The sequence below is a fragment of the Lysinibacillus sp. 38-6 genome, from assembly GCF_046245175.1.
GTDB lineage: Bacteria > Bacillota > Bacilli > Bacillales_A > Planococcaceae > Lysinibacillus.
The window spans coordinates 1,467,089-1,482,356 of sequence record NZ_CP176417.1 but is presented as its reverse complement, the minus strand read 5'-3'; the positions used below and the strand labels follow the sequence as shown (position 1 = coordinate 1,482,356).

At 42.8% G+C, this 15,268-nt stretch carries 17 protein-coding genes and 2 riboswitches; of the genes, 15 read left to right on the top strand and 2 right to left on the bottom strand.

The features are described 5' to 3' along the window. Positions 1–3: 3 nt before the first annotated feature. Together ACKVEV_RS07710 and ACKVEV_RS07705 are read right to left on the bottom strand one after the other, a co-directional pair. Positions 4–276 (bottom strand): energy-coupling factor ABC transporter substrate-binding protein, encoded by a 273-nt coding sequence (locus tag ACKVEV_RS07710; RefSeq protein ID WP_409369819.1) that lies wholly within the window; start codon positions 274–276, stop codon positions 4–6. Between the two features lies 1 nt (position 277). Further along, positions 278–1,024 (bottom strand): energy-coupling factor ABC transporter permease, encoded by a 747-nt coding sequence (locus ACKVEV_RS07705; RefSeq protein WP_409369818.1) that lies wholly within the window; start codon positions 1,022–1,024, stop codon positions 278–280. A 141-nt stretch (positions 1,025–1,165) separates the two neighbouring features. After that, a riboswitch (cobalamin riboswitch) is annotated at positions 1,166–1,350 on the bottom strand. A gap of 255 nt (positions 1,351–1,605) precedes the next feature. Beyond that, positions 1,606–1,787, top strand: a riboswitch (cobalamin riboswitch). A 137-nt stretch (positions 1,788–1,924) separates the two neighbouring features. Between ACKVEV_RS07705 and ACKVEV_RS07700 the strand changes: the two genes are divergently transcribed. The 15 genes from ACKVEV_RS07700 to ACKVEV_RS07630 all read left to right on the top strand — a co-directional run bounded on the left by ACKVEV_RS07700 (position 1,925) and on the right by ACKVEV_RS07630 (position 15,212). Further along, entirely contained in the window at positions 1,925–2,296 is a 372-nt protein-coding gene (locus tag ACKVEV_RS07700) for a (2Fe-2S) ferredoxin domain-containing protein (protein WP_409369817.1), read from the top strand. A gap of 3 nt (positions 2,297–2,299) precedes the next feature. Next, positions 2,300–3,967: a precorrin-3B C(17)-methyltransferase gene (gene cobJ / locus ACKVEV_RS07695; RefSeq protein WP_409369816.1), complete on the top strand. Its 1,668-nt coding sequence runs from the start codon at positions 2,300–2,302 to the stop codon at positions 3,965–3,967. Positions 3,968–3,981: 14 nt separating this feature from the next. Then, on the top strand, positions 3,982–4,908 hold the full coding sequence (locus ACKVEV_RS07690; protein ID WP_409369815.1) for a sirohydrochlorin chelatase: 927 nt from the start codon (positions 3,982–3,984) through the stop codon (positions 4,906–4,908). Continuing rightward, positions 4,905–5,666 carry a precorrin-6A reductase gene (cobK, locus tag ACKVEV_RS07685; RefSeq protein ID WP_409369814.1) on the top strand — a complete coding sequence of 254 codons (762 nt, stop codon included), beginning with the start codon at positions 4,905–4,907 and terminating at the stop codon, positions 5,664–5,666. Before ACKVEV_RS07690 ends, cobK begins: the two co-directional genes overlap by 4 nt. Positions 5,667–5,678: 12 nt before the next feature. Further along, the gene (locus tag ACKVEV_RS07680; protein ID WP_409369813.1) at positions 5,679–6,338 is read left to right on the top strand and encodes a precorrin-8X methylmutase; all 660 of its coding nucleotides are present in this window, start codon (positions 5,679–5,681) and stop codon (positions 6,336–6,338) included. After that, positions 6,338–7,471, top strand: coding sequence for a cobalt-precorrin-5B (C(1))-methyltransferase (locus ACKVEV_RS07675; RefSeq protein WP_409369812.1), 1,134 nt, complete (start codon positions 6,338–6,340; stop codon positions 7,469–7,471). Before ACKVEV_RS07680 ends, ACKVEV_RS07675 begins: the two co-directional genes overlap by 1 nt. Continuing rightward, a complete protein-coding gene (gene cbiE / locus ACKVEV_RS07670; RefSeq protein ID WP_409369811.1) occupies positions 7,428–8,648 on the top strand; it encodes a precorrin-6y C5,15-methyltransferase (decarboxylating) subunit CbiE in 1,221 nt (406 codons plus the stop codon). Before ACKVEV_RS07675 ends, cbiE begins: the two co-directional genes overlap by 44 nt. After that, positions 8,641–9,348, top strand: a complete 708-nt coding sequence (gene cobI, locus ACKVEV_RS07665) for a precorrin-2 C(20)-methyltransferase (RefSeq protein WP_409369810.1) — start codon at positions 8,641–8,643, stop codon at positions 9,346–9,348. The genes cbiE and cobI overlap by 8 nt, the downstream gene beginning before the upstream one ends. Then, positions 9,348–10,133 carry a precorrin-4 C(11)-methyltransferase gene (gene cobM, locus ACKVEV_RS07660; protein WP_409369809.1) on the top strand — a complete coding sequence of 262 codons (786 nt, stop codon included), beginning with the start codon at positions 9,348–9,350 and terminating at the stop codon, positions 10,131–10,133. Before cobI ends, cobM begins: the two co-directional genes overlap by 1 nt. Next, positions 10,126–11,247: a cobalt-precorrin 5A hydrolase gene (locus ACKVEV_RS07655; RefSeq protein WP_409369808.1), complete on the top strand. Its 1,122-nt coding sequence runs from the start codon at positions 10,126–10,128 to the stop codon at positions 11,245–11,247. The genes cobM and ACKVEV_RS07655 overlap by 8 nt, the downstream gene beginning before the upstream one ends. 11 nt (positions 11,248–11,258) lie before the next feature. Next, entirely contained in the window at positions 11,259–12,626 is a 1,368-nt protein-coding gene (locus tag ACKVEV_RS07650; RefSeq protein ID WP_409369807.1) for a cobyrinate a,c-diamide synthase, read from the top strand. Next, positions 12,619–13,257, top strand: a complete 639-nt coding sequence (locus tag ACKVEV_RS07645; protein WP_409369806.1) for a bifunctional precorrin-2 dehydrogenase/sirohydrochlorin ferrochelatase — start codon at positions 12,619–12,621, stop codon at positions 13,255–13,257. Before ACKVEV_RS07650 ends, ACKVEV_RS07645 begins: the two co-directional genes overlap by 8 nt. Beyond that, on the top strand, positions 13,254–14,021 hold the full coding sequence (cobA, locus tag ACKVEV_RS07640) for a uroporphyrinogen-III C-methyltransferase (RefSeq protein WP_409369805.1): 768 nt from the start codon (positions 13,254–13,256) through the stop codon (positions 14,019–14,021). Before ACKVEV_RS07645 ends, cobA begins: the two co-directional genes overlap by 4 nt. A gap of 80 nt (positions 14,022–14,101) precedes the next feature. Then, a complete protein-coding gene (locus ACKVEV_RS07635) occupies positions 14,102–14,662 on the top strand; it encodes a nitroreductase (RefSeq protein ID WP_409369804.1) in 561 nt (186 codons plus the stop codon). Between the two features lie 13 nt (positions 14,663–14,675). Next, positions 14,676–15,212 carry a cob(I)yrinic acid a,c-diamide adenosyltransferase gene (locus ACKVEV_RS07630; protein WP_409369803.1) on the top strand — a complete coding sequence of 179 codons (537 nt, stop codon included), beginning with the start codon at positions 14,676–14,678 and terminating at the stop codon, positions 15,210–15,212. Positions 15,213–15,268 lie beyond the last annotated feature (56 nt).

Genomic DNA, 15,268 nt, shown 5'->3' with positions numbered 1-15,268 from the left:
CGTTTAACCTTCTTTATGCTTGCCGCGCATATAGCCAACGAAATAGCCAATAAAACCAGCGCCGATTGCAGCTTGTAAAACGAATAATAAACTTTCAATTTCACCGCTTGGTGGCTCCCATAAACTTTCAAACCATGGCTCATAATCCGCATTTATTTCACCGATTGCAGCTTCCGCTTCGCCGTCCGCTCCACCAAACTCAGCCCCTTTTTGGATGAAAAGGGGGATGATCGCTAACAGCACAACAATTGCCAGGAGCAGTAAATTTTTCTTCATGCTAATGTGCCTCCTTTGCTGAGAAAACACGTAATGCCTTTAATTCGCTGACATTATATTTTTTTAAGAAATTCATCACGATAACGGTTAAAATACCTTCACTAATCGCTAAAGGAATTTGTGTTAACGCGAAAATCCCTGCGAATTTTGTGAATGACGCCATAAAGCCTCCAACTTCAGAAGGGAAAGCTAGTGCTAATTGAACAGAAGTGACAACGTACGTACTTAAGTCCCCAAGCATCGCGGCAAAAAAGACAGCGAGTGAAAACGATAGGCCGATTTTTTGCGAACCTTTGAAGACATAAAAAGCGATAATAGGTCCTACAATCGCCATGGAGAAAGCATTTGCCCCTAAAGTCGTGATACCCCCATGTGCTAACAGCAATGATTGGAATAATAAGACGATCGTTCCGATGACACTCATGGCTAATGGTCCGAAAAGCACCGTCCCAAGTCCCACCCCAGTAGGATGAGAACAGCTTCCCGTAACAGATGGAATTTTTAAGGCAGATAAAACGAATGCAAATGCACCAGATAACCCAAGAATCATTTTCGTTTCAGGGTTTTCATCAATTGTTTTACGAATAGAACGCAATCCTAAAATGATGAATGGAATGGAAATAACCCACCAAAAAATGGCCCATTCAATCGGTAAAAATCCTTCCATGATATGCATAGCAAAGGCACGTTTCGGTACTAGTAAAAATGCTAGTAAGAAATAACTAAGTTTCCACAAAGAAAATTTCACAATCTTTCCTCCTTCACAGTTTGATTTGAATGTAGCGTGCGCAATAAAAAAAGCACTTCTCCATTACGGAAAAAGTGCATAGCTGAAAAAAGCAAATTGACTTGTTATTTGCTAAGCCGCACACCTATCCTCGTAGGTTGAAACGATCACGTTTTTTTCGGCAGGTCTCCTGGCTTTAGTTCAACGTTTTATAGGTCTTCCCATCCTATCGACAGTGACATACTCTATAAAACTCCCTAGTACAGTGGCGGGACCGCGCCGGACTTGAACCGGCTTCCCTTTTAAGCGAAATGCATACACTTCGCACCGAAAAAAGATAAAGTTGTGAGTTTTCACGACAAAGTGTAACATGATTTTCCAGTCATTCGCTATCCTTTTTTTTTTCAAAAAATATTTTCCTTAGTATGATGTTGTAGAAAATCCAGAGAAATGTAAGAGAATAGTGAGCAATTTCAACGGAATATTTGTTGAAATTTTATTAAAAATCTAATAAATGAAAAAGAACTGTTGAAAAGTATAAAAATAATAGGCTATGATAGAAATAGTTTTCCAATCGTTGTATATATTTTTATGTAAAATTTAATATAGAAACATCATTAAGTGCTCGAAATCGTTCGAGATAATAGGGAAACCGGTGCAAATCCGGTACAGCCCCCGCTACTGTAAGAGCTGATGAAATCGCAATGCCACTAAGAAACTTGGGAAGGCGCGAAAGTAAAAGGAAGCTTAAGTCAGGAAACCTGCTTAGTTGATGGCATGCAAACTTTTCGGAGGGAGAAGTGGAGCGAGAACGGATACGTGTTTATTCGTTTTATTTTGGCTTCTACAAAACCTTTACTCTTCGATACCTGAGTAAAGGTTTTTTTCTTTTTCCAATCAGTCAATGAGGGGAGAAAAACAATGACAACTTGGAATTTAGAGGGTATGAAAACCCATCTTTTTATTTGTAATGGCAGTAGTTGCATGAAAAAAGAGGCGGAGGAAATTACATTAGCGATACGTGATGAAATCGAGAAGTTATCTCTCGATAAGGAAATACATACGACGAGAACACGTTGTAATGGGCGCTGTAAAGATGCTTGTGTTGTGATAGCGTATCCGCAAGGCAATTGGTATCGTGTGCCGTCTGTTGAGCATGGTCGATCACTTGTGCAAGATTTAAATCACGATTCTTTACATAGTGAGCATGTGTTTACATTGACGGAAGGTACGTTACAGCGCACACCACAAACAACGGCCATTAAAGGCATCGACAAGGTGAAAGAGGGGTAACAAATGGCGCAAAAAGGAAAGATTTTTGTTGTAGGTTTTGGACCTGGGGATTTCAAACATATTACGACACGAGCTGTTGAAGCATTACAACAAAGTGATTTTATTATCGGCTATAAAACGTATGTTGAGCTTATACAAGATTTAGTTACTGCGAAGTCGATTGTTAGTACGGGTATGACGGAAGAAGTATCGCGAGCTCAAGAAGCGGTTCGCCAAGCTGAGGCAGGCAACATCGTGGCAGTTATTTCTAGTGGAGACTCAGGTGTTTACGGCATGGCTGGACTTGTTTATGAAGTACTCATTGAGCTTGGTTGGACGGAAGCAACAGGGGTTGAAGTCGAAATCGTACCAGGTATATCAGCTATTAATTCATGTGCAAGTTTACTAGGTGCTCCGATTATGCATGATTCATGCACGATTAGTTTAAGTGACCATTTAACACCTTGGAATTTAATTGCCAAGCGTGTGGAAGCGGCAGCGATGGCGGATTTTGTCATTGCCTTATACAATCCGAAAAGCGGTCGCCGGACACGTCAAATTGTTGAAGCACAACGGATTTTACTCGAATATCGTGCCCCTGATACACCAGTAGGACTTGTAAAAAGTGCCTACCGAGATCGTCAGGAAATCACGATGACGACGTTAGCTGAGATGCTCGAACATGATATCGGCATGTTAACGACGGTTATTATTGGCAACTCATCGACATTTTTCTATGACAATAAAATGATTACACCGCGTGGCTATCAGCGTAAATATACTCTTGGGGAAGAAAAACAGCCTTTACGTCCGCACCAGCGTTTAAAAGAAGAAAACGAACCGTGGGCGATGAATCAAGAAACAGGTACGGCACGCCAAGACTTTGCCGCAGATCCGAATGCAGGTCGCTTAAAGAGCAGTATGGCGATTTCCCCTGTAGCAGAAGCGAAAAAAACATCGTTGGAAATGGCAGCAACGGCCCTTGCGATGGTAAAGGGGACAACTGTTACAACAACACCAAAGTTAGTTCAGCAAAAAATAGAATCCATTTTTGAACTAGCTGTTAGTCCTGGGGTGGCAAATAAATTTTTTACGCCACAGCAAATGATGACATTAGCTGAAGTTGTCGGGGAAGAAGGGACGATGGAATATACACCAGACCATCAAATTCATTTGAAAATCCCAACAACGGACCCCGAGACTATTACAGAAAAATTAACTGCAGTCGGTTTTTTACTCGCTCCGATTGGCGATGTACTGTCATTAAAAGCATGTGATTTCTGTTACGGGGAAAAGGCTGATTCTATTCCGTATGCTGAGGAAATCCAAGAAAAGCTTGGTGGCTTGTCGTTGCCCAAAACTTTAAATATTGGCTTTAATGGCTGTGGCATGGCTTGTTATCGAGCGGTGTTTGATGATATCGGTATCGTCTATCGAAAAAGTAAATTTGATGTCTTTATCGGAGCAAAACCAGTAGGACGTACAGCGCATGCGGCACAACCTGTCGTAGAGGGGTTAGAGCCAGAGCAATTAATTCCGCTTATAACAGACATTATCGAGGAATATAAGGCCAATGCCCACCCCAATGAACGTTTATTTAAGTATTTCAAACGGGTGAAAAAAATATTGCATTTTACGTACCAAGATATGTCATCAAAAATAAAAGTAGAGCCAGCACCGTGCGGCGACTAGTGAGGAGAAAAGTAATGAAAGCAATTTTATTTATTGGCCATGGTAGCCGTTTAGCAGCAGGAAATGATGAGGTACGCACGTTTATTCAACAATTGACGCCTTCAATTGATGACAACTTTATTGTAGAAACGTGCTTTTTAGAGTTTGAAGCGCCAAATATTCCTTCAGGTATTGATGCATGTATACAGCGTGGGGCTACAGAGGTCTATGCTGTGCCAATTATTTTATTGCAAGCTGGCCATTCAAAAATTCATATTCCAGCAGCGATTGATGCCGCTCGCATAAAATACCCAAATGTATCGTTTACTTACGGTCGACCACTTGGCGTGCATGAAGAAGTGTTAAATATTTTAACAGAGCGTTTAGCAGGAACAGGCTTGAATCTGAAAGAAAAACAAGAAGATACGGCGATTTTATTTATTGGGCGTGGCGGTAGTGATGCGGATGCGAACAGTGATTTTTATAAAATCGGTCGTTTACTTTGGGAACAATTAGATGTACTGACAGTAGAGTGTGCTTTTATGGGCGTTACGAATCCTTCAGTGGATGAAGGCATCGAGCGCTGTTACCGTCTTGGTGCAAAAAAAATCATTATGTTGCCATATTTCTTATTTACAGGCATTTTAATGGAGCGTATGGAAGGGATGCAAAAGAACTTCGCAGCAACGTATGCGGATGTAGACATCCAATTGGCAGATTACTTTGGCTACCATCCAAAATTAAAAACGGTGTTACTAGATCGCATGGAAGAAGCGATTGCAGGAGACGTAAAAATGAATTGTGATACTTGTCAATACCGTATTAACGCATCGGCATTTGTGGAGCACCATCACGACCACGACCACGACCATGGTCACCACCACCATGATCACGATCATCACCATCATCATCATCACGACCACGCACATGACCACCATCATGACGAGGAGTTAGTGAAATGATTTTCATGTTAGCAGGTACGAGTGATGCTAGAAATCTTGCACTTGAATTACAGTCAGCAGGCTATGCTGTTACGGCAACCGTTGTTACAGAGTCCGCTGCTTCAAGCCTTGCAGAGGTAGGGCTGCCCCATTTAGTTGGCCGACTTACTGCTGAGGAAATGGCAGCAATACTTACGGAACGTGGTTACCGTTTAGTTGTCGATGCCTCTCATCCATTTGCAGAGGAAGCTTCTAAAAATGCTATGGCAGCAGCCGAAAGTGCAGGTGTGCCATATATTCGCTATGAGCGTGCCAATGAGCATTACGAGCATCCACTAATTACTGTGGTCAAAGACTATGAGGAAGCGGCTAAGCTTGCCGCGGAAAAACGGGGCGTTATTATGCTAACAACTGGCAGTAAAACGCTCGCAACGTTTACAAACGTATTACAAGGCTTAGAAAATACTCGTGTAATTGCACGGATGCTGCCACGTCTCGATAATATGGAAAAATGTCAAGCACTTGGTGTGGCGCAAAAAGATATTGTTGCCATCCAAGGTCCTTTTTCACAAGAATTAAACGAAGCATTATTCCGTCAATACAATGTCACATTAATGATTACGAAAGAAAGTGGCAAAGTGGGCTCAGTGGACGAAAAGCTAGATGCAGCACTTGCCTGTGGCATTGAAACGATATTAATTGCACGACCAAATATTCAATACGGCCAGCAATATTCCGCATTTGAGGACGTACTACAGGCTGTACAACATATACTTTAGGAGGCATTCCACATGGATTTCAAAACAGATTTTAAACCATTAACAGTAGACCCAGACAAAATTTATGATTATAGTTTTTCCATTATTGCAGAGGAAATGGGCGACCATGATTTTTCAGAAGACGAGTGGAAAGTTGTCCGTCGTATTATCCATGCATCAGCTGACTTTGAATTAGGACGTAGCGTCATTATTACGCCAGGAGCTCTTGAAGCGGGTATCAAGTCTATTCTCGCAGGTCGCCATGTCATTGCCGATGTGCAAATGATTGAAAGTGGCTCAGGGAAAAAACGTTTCCAAAAGCACGGTGGCGATTTACATTGCTATATTGCAGATGAAGACGTGGCGATTGAAGCGAAAAAACAAAATACAACGCGTGCCATTATTTCTATGCAAAAGGCAACAACATTACACGAAGGCGGCATTTATGCGATTGGGAATGCTCCAACAGCATTACTTGAGTTAATTCGTTTAATTAAAGAAGGCTTAGCAAAACCAGACTTAATTATTGGGATGCCGGTAGGCTTTGTGTCAGCAGCTGAGTCGAAAGAAGAGCTGTTAAAGTTAGAAGGTATTCCATATATCACAAACGTTGGTCGTAAAGGCGGTAGTACAGTGACGGTTGCTGCATTAAATGCCATTTCATTATTAGCGGACGAACAGGCGAAAAAGTAATGGAGCGGAAGCCAAAAAAGGATCCGAAAGACATGCGTCACGGTTATACAACCGGAGCCTGTGCAACTGCAGTGACAAAAGCCGCCTTGCTAGCCCTTATAACAAACGAAGAGCAAGAAACGAGTACGATTCATTTGCCAATAGGGCGTGACGCGACGTTTACAATTGAAAAATGTACATTTGGACGCAATGAAGTCAGCTGTGAGACGATTAAAGATGCTGGTGACGATCCAGATGCGACACATAGAGCCTTAATTATTGGCACGGTCAGTTGGGCTGATACACCCGGTATACATTTAGATGGTGGTATTGGCGTCGGGCGCGTAACAAAGCCCGGCTTACCGGTTGCTGTTGGAGAAGCTGCAATCAATCCTGTTCCTCGTAAGATGATACATAGTACTGTACAAGATGTGCTAGATGAGTTTCAAATTAGTCGGGGTGTTAAGGTTGTTATTTCTGTACCAGACGGTGAGGAAATTGCCAAAAAAACATTAAATGGACGGCTCGGCATAATTGGCGGTATATCTATTTTAGGCACAAGGGGAACCGTCGTGCCTTTTTCGAGTTCTGCCTATATGGCGAGCATTGTCCAAGCAATCAGTGTTGCCAGAGCAGCTGGCTGTGAACATGTTGTTGTGACAACAGGTGGGCGCAGTGAAAAGTATGGTATGGCGCAGTATCCTGCATTACCGGAGGAAGCGTTTATTGAAATGGGTGATTTTGTCGGCTTTACATTAAAGCATTGTAAACGACTTGGCATTAAGCAAGTATCACTCGTTGGTATGATGGGGAAATTTTCCAAGGTTGCGCAAGGGGTGATGATGGTGCACTCCAAAAGCGCAGCGATTGATTTTAACTTTTTGGCACAGTTAGCCATTGATATTGGGGCCGACGATGAAACGGTCCTGCAAGTAAGAGAAGCAAATACCGCCTCCCAAGTAGGTGAAATTATGGCGGAAAAAGGCTATGAGGCGTTCTTTCATCATTTATGTGAGGCGTGTTGTTATTCATCATTACACCATATTCGAGGGGGCTTGACACTCTCCACATCGATTTATTCGATGCAGGGACAATTACTAGGAAGGGCTGATGACATTGCATCCATCGATGAAATTAATTGGGATCGGGGATAACGGACAAGAAAGTTTACTACCACAGTATCGACAGTGGATTGCGGACTGTGAGGTGCTCGTAGGCGGTGAACGTGTTCTTGAATTTTTCCCAAGCTTTACAGGCGAAAAAATCGTCATTAAAGGCGGTCTTTCAACGCTCGTTGAAAAACTAGCTCAAGAAACACGAAAAACAGTTATTTTAGCGTCAGGTGATCCTTTGTTTTACGGCATCGGCGGCTATTTAGCAAAAAAGCTTACTATCGAAGTCTATCCATATATGAGCTCCATCCAACTCGCCTTTTCCAAAATGGGCGAAAGCTGGCAGGACGCCTATGTCACAAGTATTCACGGGCGCCCAATAAAAGGCTTGGCACAGCGTATTGATGGCCAAAAGAAAGTGGCGTTGCTGACGGATGCGGACAATAATCCAAATGCCCTGGCACGCTATTTAAAACATTTTGGAATGACAGAATACCGTGCTTTTGTGGCAGAAAATTTACAAGGCATTGATGAGAAATTTGGCTGGTACTCACTTGATGAGATGGAAGAAGCGCAATTTTCATCATTAAATGTCGTGATTTTACAGCAAACATCAGCCCCAAAGCGCTATGCACTTGGTATTGATGATGAAGAGTTTTCGCAGCGTAAGCCAGATAAAGGGCTTATTACGAAAAAGGAAATTCGTGTGCTAAGTTTACAAGCGATGCAACTGCAAAAGGATAGCACGATTTGGGATGTCGGTACATGTACAGGTTCGATGGCAATTGAAGCTGGGAAACTGGCCCCAGAAGGTCAAGTGTATGCAGTGGAAAAAAATGCACCTGATTTAGAAAACTGCCTGCAAAATCAACAGAAATTTCGTGTCGATCTAACGGCAATTCATAGTAAAGCACCTGCTGGACTAGAGCAATTCCCAGATCCAGATGCCATTTTTATCGGCGGAACAGGTGGGGAAATGGTGGAGTTATTACAGCTCTGCTGTGCACGCTTGAAACCAAATGGTCGTATTGTGTTAAATGCAGCGACAATCGAAAATTTATATAAAGCCGTCGAGGCGTTTAAAGCATGTGGCTTTGCAGTCGAAATTTTACAGGCACAACTTGCACGAAGTAAACCAATTTTAGATATGACGCGCTTTGTCCCATTAAATCCGATCTATATTATTTCGGCATATCGAAAGGAAGAAAATCATGAGTAATCTTGGTATTTTATATGGCTTAGGCGTAGGCCCTGGCGATCCAGAATTAATTACAGTAAAGGCATTCCGCGTGATTCAGGAGTCACCGGTAATTGCTTATCCGAAAAAACTAAAAGGCAGTAAAAGTTATGCGCATCGTATCGTCGATGTCTACATTAACCCGGAAGAAAAGGATATGCTAGGTCTTGTTTTCCCGATGACAAAGGATGAGGCGGTTTTAGAACGTGAATGGACAAAATCCGTTGAACTTGTCTATGGTAAATTGCAAGAAGGGAAGGATGTTGCATTTGTGACAGAAGGCGACCCTCTTTTGTACAGTACGTTTATCCATATGATGAAGCTCATGCAGGACATGCATCCAGATGTTGAAATTCGCACAGTACCAGGCATCTCTTCGTTCAACGGTTCTGCCTCTCGTTTAGGCATTGCCCTTGCTGACGGAGATGATCGAGTGGCAATTATTCCAGCCTATGACGATTATGATGCCATGCGTGAAGCGATTGAAAGTCATGATGCAGTTGTCTTTATTAAAGTAGCGAAAGTGATTGATTTAATGCTAGAAGTGCTGCGTGATTTAGACTTACTTGATAAAGCTTCCGTGGTCACAAAGGTAACATCTGATGAGGAAATTATTTGGGATGTGCGCGAGCTTGACGGTGTCGATTTAGAATATTTAACGTTAATGGTGGTGCGTAAATAATGAAGAAAATTTATATTGTCGGTGCAGGCCCAGGAGACCCGGATTTAATTACGGTCAAAGGATTACATATGTTGCAAACAGCGGACGTTGTGATGTATACGGATTCATTAGTTAATGAAGATTTGATTGCCAAAGCAAAGCCAGATGCAGAAGTGATTCGTACGGCCGGCATGCATTTAGAAGAGATGGTCGCAGTGATGGTAGAGCGTGTTAATGCGGGGAAAGTTGTGGCACGTATGCATACTGGCGACCCTGCGATGTATGGTGCCATTATGGAACAAATTGCATTATTGAAGAAAGAAGGGATTGGCTACGAGGTTATACCTGGTGTGAGCTCGGTATTTGCTTCAGCAGCTGCCATCGGTGCCGAGTTAACGATTCCTGATTTAACACAAACGCTTATTTTAACACGTGCAGAAGGGCGTACGCCTGTGCCTGAGTTTGAAAAGCTGCGTGATCTTGCTAGCCATCATTGTACGATTGCGCTTTTCCTAAGTGCAACGCTCACAAAGAAAATCGTCAAAGAATTACAAGGTGCGGGATGGGCTGATGATACACCTGTTGCAGTCATTCAACGTGCTACTTGGCCAGACCAGAAAATTGTACGCACGACATTAGTAGAGCTTGATGAGGCAATGCGTGTGAACGGTATTCGTAAGCATGCCATGATTCTAGCTGGTTGGGCATTAGACCCGAATATTCATGATAAAGATGAGTACCGTTCGAAATTATATGATGCGACCTTTACACATGGCTTCCGCAAAGGTGTGAAGTCACATGATTGAATTACAGGAAGGTGTATTGCCAGCAGTTGATCAGCGCAATCCCTATGCGGTTGTTGCCATTACAAAGCATGGTGTGCAAATCGGACGTAAACTACAGCAAACTTTTGCGGCAAGCGATTTATATTATATGAGTAAGTTTGAGCAGGGCGACGAAGAGGAAAAGCATATTCAGCTTTTTACTGGTACGGTTCGTTTATTACTGCCAACACTTTTTAAACAGTATAAAGGATTAATATTAATTATTTCACTTGGTGCAGTTGTGCGCATGATTGCGCCTATTTTACAGGATAAGAAAACCGATCCGGGTGTTGTCGTGATTGATGATCGTGGAGAAAATGTCATCAGCGTGCTGTCAGGTCATTTAGGTGGCGCCAATGAGCTTACACATGAAGTGGCTGCGGCATTAGGAGCAAATCCGATTATTACAACAGCTTCTGACGTCCAAAAAACAATTCCCGTTGATTTATTTGGTGCCCGTTTTGGCTGGGTATGGGACAGTGCAGATAAGCTAACACCAGTTAGTGCCTCTGTCGTCAATGAGGAACATGTGGCGATTGTTCAGGAAACGGGGGAACGCGATTGGTGGATGCGTGATACACCGATGCCGGAGCAAATTAAAATTTACCCATCTACACACGACGCCATGGCAGCGCAACCGCATGCTACGCTATTGATTACCGACCGTCTCATTGAACGAGAGGAAGAAGTTTTGCTGGACAATGGAGTTATTTATCGACCAAAATCAGTAGTACTTGGTATGGGCTGTAATCGAGGGACGTCTGTTGAAGAAATTGAACAAGTCATTGATGAAACACTAGCTGAATTGAAGCTCTCGAAAAAAAGTGTTAAAGCACTGTGTACAATTGATTTAAAGAAAGATGAGCAGTGCTTTATAGACATCACGAACAAATATGATTGGGAGTTCGTTACGTATACCCCAGCCGAATTAAATGAAATCCATTTCCCATCACCTTCTGAAACGGTCTTTAAATTTACAGGGGCATATGGGGTAAGTGAACCAGCTGCGATGCGCTATGCACAGGTGGAATCACTTATATTACCAAAGAAAAAATCAGGCAATGCTACAATTTCTGTAGCTAGATTAGTATTTTAGGAGGAAAGCCTATGCAAACAAATCGCTTTGTTCTCGCAGGAACAGGAAGTGGAGTTGGTAAGACAACATTCACCATCGGCCTGATGAAAGCATTGCAGGATAAAGGAAAAATCGTGCAAGGCTTTAAATGTGGTCCGGATTATATTGACCCAAGCTACCATACAGCCGTAACAGGACGTGTATCGCGCAATATTGATAGCTGGATGTTTTCGCATGATGCGGTACGTGATATTGTGGCACGTGCAAGCATGGATGCTGACGTGTCCATTATTGAAGGGGTGATGGGCTTTTATGATGGTAAAAGCCCACTTTCTGATGAAGGTTCCGCAGCGGAAATTAGCGTTGTCACAGAAAGCCCTGTGATTTTAATTGTCAATTGTGCAAGCATGGCGCGCAGTGTAGCGGCTGTAGTCAAAGGCTTTCAACTACTGTCTGACAAGCCAAACATTGTTGGCGTAATTGCCAATCAAGTAGGCAGTGTTGGTCACTACGAAATTGCCAAAGCTGCGATTGAGCAGGAATGTGGTATTCCGGTAATTGGCTATTTAAAGCGCGAAGCAGATATTGATATTCCAAGTCGTCATTTAGGGCTTATTCCTGCGATTGAGCGGGGGGAGCTCGATACATTTTTTAATAAGCTCGGTGCATTAATGGCAGAGACGATTGATTTAGACTTATTACTAGCCTTAACAAAGGCGCCCGTTCTACAGGAAACGGGCCAGCTATTTGCTGAACAACCTTCTAAAAATATTTGTATTGCAGTAGCAAAAGATGCTGCATTTAACTTTTATTACGAAGAAAATTTAGCGCTTCTACGAGCGAAGGGAGCAACATTGCAATTTTTCTCACCACTTGCCAATGAACCGGTACCTGCCGAAGCAGATGGTTTATATATCGGTGGGGGCTTCCCAGAAGAATTTGCCGACACGCTAGCTAACAATGAAGTGGTGAAAGCTTCCATTTGTCAAGCGATTGCGAAAGGTTTACCAACATTAGCTGAATGTGGAGGCTTTATGTATTTGACCGAAGCAATTACGAACAGTCAAGGGGAACGCTATGCAATGCTTGGTGTGATCCCAGGTGAAGTAGCGATGCAAACAAAGCTTGCGGCACTAGGCTATCGTGAAATTTTTGGGACAACATCTAACTTTTTAATTGGTCAAGACGAACAAGCAAAAGGTCACGAATTCCATTATTCATCCTACAGTGGTTCGCATAACAGCCACGCATATGAAACAAAAGGGCGTTTTGGCAATAAGCAAGAAGGTTATCAAGCAGGCAATGTCGTAGCGGGCTATACGCATTTTCATTTTGTTTCCAATCCAAAGCTTGTTGATAATTGGTTAACAGCTTGTAAGAAGGTGAAGACAAGTGACTGATTACTTCCCTATTCATCTCAATATTGAATATAAAACTGTTGTCATCATTGGTGGAGGACATGTTGCGACGCAAAAGGTAAATTCCTTATTACCTGCAAAAGCAAACATTGTCGTCGTGAGTCCAACGTTACACGACTCATTAGTGCCCTTTGTAGAATCAGGGCAAATTACATGGCGTGAAAAAGAATTTGAGCCGCGTGATTTAGACGATGCCACGCTTATTATGGCTGCGACAAATGATACAAACGTCAATGATGCGGTACAAGAGGCAGCCCAACATTGGCAGCTGTTTAATCGTGCAGATGTACAAGGTGAGAGTGATTTTATTACACCGGCAACTATTCGCCGTGGTCCATTCGTGTTGACGGTTTCTACCTCTGGCGCAAGCCCCGCTCTTGCACGCAAAATAAAAGAAGATTTAGCGGAGCAATTTGATGTTGTCTATGAAGATTATGTTTGCTTTTTACAACAAGCCCGTCTCATGATTTCCGCTCAATTTGATAAAGGTGAACAACGACGCAAAGCATTACAAGCATTGCTTGAGCCAAACTTATTAGAGTGGACACGTAGTGGAGAGTTTGAACGACGAGAGGCCTTTTTACAACAACTATTGACGGGAGAAACGCGATGAAAGATGGAATTGTCTATTTAGTAGGAGCAGGTCCGGGTGATCCAAAGCTCATAACAGTATATGGGCTGGAATGTATTCAAAAGGCCGATGTCATTGCATACGATCGTCTGGTGAATCCGAAATTATTAGAGTTTGCAAAAAATGATGCGGAACTTGTCTACTGTGGAAAATTGCCTGGTAAGCATCATCTTATTCAAGACGAAATTAATACATTGCTTGTCGAGAAGGCACAAGAAGGCAAAGTCGTTACTCGTTTAAAGGGGGGCGATCCATTCGTTTTCGGTCGTGGCGCAGAAGAAGCGGAAATATTAAAAAATCACGGCATCCCCTATGAGGTGGTACCCGGTATTACAGCTGGCATTGCAGCTCCTGCCTATGCAGGTATACCTGTGACGCACAGAGATTTTGCCACAAGTTTTGCTCTCGTCACTGGGCACGGTCGAGAGGAAAAGGGACAAGATTATTTAAATTGGCCAGCACTTGCAATGGGGATCGATACCGTCGCTTTTTATATGAGTGTAGGCAATATTGCATATATCTCCAAAAAGCTTATCGACAATGGCCGTCCAGCGACGACGCCCGTTGCGGTCATTGAATGGGGTACAACTGAGCAACAGCGAACAATCACAGGGCCTCTTAACGATATTGCCAATATTATTGAACGTGAGGGCTACCATAATCCTTCGATGATTGTTGTAGGGGATGTTGTCAATGTACGTGAAAAAATTCAATGGTTTGAAGAGCAAGGGCTCGCTTTTAGTTAATGTGGCGATAGCAGCTTGCTATTCTCTTATTTGAAAAGTTAGATGGGCAAATGAAAAGAGACTTAAAGGAGGATACGTTCATGACAGTAATGGAAGCATTAAAAAATCGTCGTGCCATCCGCAACTATACAACACAGCCAGTTGAAAAAGAAAAAATCGAGCAAATTTTACAAGCCGCAACATATGCACCTAACGACCGTATGCGCGAGCCGTGGCATTTTTATGTCATGCAAGGGGATGCGATGAAGCGTTATGAAGCAATGGCGCATGCCTATTTAGAAGAACGTTTTCCGACAAAGCCAAATTTAGTGGAAAGCTCATTAAAGGTTGTCCAAACAACACCTGTTGCGATTGTGGTCACTGCCGATATTGTAGAAAATGACGAAGATGCAACAGCAGATAATATTTTTGCTGTATGCAGTGCCATCATGTCAATGTGGCTTGCGGCACAAGAGCTTGGGCTAGGATTTGTATGGCGTACGCGCGGTGTAGGTCTTGTTCATGATAAACGTATGCATACATTTATCGGTGCGAACGACAAGCAAAAAGTTGTCGGTACGATTTTCCTTGGCTACCCAGAAGAGCAAGTGCTTACTGATAAAAAGCGAACAGCATTTGAAGAAAAAACAACTTGGCTTTAAGGAGGTAAGGAAAATGGCTAGAAAAGGCTTGTTTTTAGTATATACAGGTGATGGCAAGGGCAAAACGACAGCATCCCTTGGCGTCACGTTGCGCGCAGTAGGTCGCGGTTTAAACGTTCGCTATATGCAATTTATTAAATCGCCTGAGCGTACGTATGGTGAAAAAATTGCTTTATCGAAACTTGGTGTAGAAATGGAGCAAATGGGCATTGGCTTTACATGGACAAAAACACCAGAGGAACATCGTGATGCATTAGCAAAGGCTTGGCAAAAAACAAAGGAAGCTTTACAAGACGATAGCATTGATTTACTTGTGTTAGATGAGCTGAACAATGCGCTGGCTATTACTAAATTTCCAATTGATGATGTACTACCATTAGCAGAAGTGCTTGAAGCGATTGCGCAGCGTCCTGCTACAATGCACCTTGTCGTAACAGGACGCAGTGCAAATCCTGCCCTTGTTGCGATGGCAGATTTAGTGTCAACCATCGATGCCACAAAACATTATTATGAAGAGGGAATTCCTGCAGTCAAAGGGCTTGAATTCTAAATCCAAGTACATTCTATGGAGGGATATTCAGTAATGAGCTGAATAGTAGCTACCCT